Genomic DNA, 1,492 nt, shown 5'->3' on the forward strand with positions numbered 1-1,492 from the left:
CTCCCGGGCCCGGCACCGCCGGCGCAGCCCCAGGGTGCGGGGCGGAGGTGGTCCGGAAATCTCTACGGCGCGACTTCGTACTTCACGACGGTGTCCGCGCAGCCCTCGGCGAGGGTCTCCAGGGCGGCGCGTTCCTTGTCGTCCGCGGTCAGTTTCCAGCGGAGTTTGGTGGCCACCCAGTCGGCGCCGTAGGTGCACTGCGCGGACGCGGCCGGCGGAAGCCACTGAGCCGGGTCCTTGTCGGCCTTGGAGCGGTTGGTCTTCGCGGTGACCGCGACCAGTGACCTCTCGGCACCGAGGTCGTTGGCGTACCACATGCGCCGGTCCGCGTCCCACGCCGAGGCGCCGCTGTCCCATGCCTCCGCCAGCGGGACCATGTGGTCGATGTCGAGCTTGCCCGCCGCGGTGACCGTGACCTCGTCGTAGTACGACAGCCACTCACCCCCCGTCAGCGCGCACCGCGCACCCTGCTCCGGGGCCTTGAGCGCTTCGGCGAGCAGGACTTCGTTGCGGGTCGAGCACGAGTCACCGTCCTCGTCGATCCAGTGCTTGAAGCTGTCGCGCTTGTAACCGTCGCGGGCCTCGTCACCGGCCGGGATCTTCGCGATCGCCTCGGCCAGGGACAGGCCGCTGCCACCCGCGGGAGCCCCTGGCGCCGCGGACTCCTTGCCCGGTGCCGAGACGGGTGTCGACGGCTTCGCGTCGGACTCGGGCTTCGCCGCACTGGGGTTGCACCCGGTAAGAGAAGCACCGAGAAGGGCGGCCACGATCGGGGTGGCACGGGCGAGACGACGTACGGTCACAGCGGTACTCCAGCTGGTCAGGGGCTGATGCACGCTCATGGTCGCAGAAGCCACCAAATGGTGACAGCCAGTCAACTGTGCAGGTAGTACGCCGTCAAGGAAGGGGTTCGGTAAGGCGGTCCAGCCGGGAGTAAGAGCTCGCGCAGATAGGCGGCGCGAGCTCTAAAAGGCGGATGAGCCGGGCACGGTTCCGGACACAGCGGACAGTGCCCTTCGGCCGTACGGACAGGTACCTGTCGGTTTCCTGGAGGACGATTTCGGCGAGCCCTCTCGGACGCCACGCTGAGCATGAACTCACTGGAACAGCAGAAAAACTTCCTGCCCTGACCGATTCCAGCCGCCCGCCAGCGGCTCGGTGTCGCGAAACCACTCGCGGCCGAGGCCTGGTCGCTAAGCGCTGTCCCGTAATTGCTGGTCAGAGGTGAGATGATCTTGCTGTGGTTGGTGTGATTGCGGCGTCGGAGCCGTCCTGGATAGTCCCGTTCACCGGGCTGAGCCCGCGGCAGTTCGGCAAGCTGGTCACCGCGCTGCGGCGCGAGGGTGCCGACCCGGTCCGCAAGGGCCGGCCCTGGAGTCTGCCGCTGGAGGACCGGGTCCTGCTGGTCGCCGCGTACTGGCGCACGAACCTCACCCTGCGCCAACTGGCTCCGTTGTTCGGGGTGTCGAAGTCGGCGGCCGACCGGATCGTC

The 1,492-nt window shown here is 68.4% G+C and carries 2 protein-coding genes; one reads left to right on the forward strand and one right to left on the reverse strand.

What is annotated here, in order from left to right; translation table 11 throughout:
• Window positions 1–62: 62 nt before the first annotated feature.
• Entirely contained in the window at window positions 63–803 is a 741-nt protein-coding gene (locus EAO76_RS42425; protein WP_262376230.1) for an HNH endonuclease family protein, read from the reverse strand.
• Between the two features lie 437 nt (window positions 804–1,240).
• On the opposite strand from EAO76_RS42425, the gene EAO76_RS42435 reads away from it, so the two are divergent.
• Window positions 1,241–1,492, forward strand: a 252-nt coding sequence (locus EAO76_RS42435) for a transposase family protein (protein WP_148838069.1), incomplete at its 3' end; no start/stop codon positions are given.

Origin of the sequence: Streptomyces sp. sk2.1, assembly GCF_008120935.1 — a bacterium.
Lineage (GTDB): Bacteria > Actinomycetota > Actinomycetes > Streptomycetales > Streptomycetaceae > Streptomyces.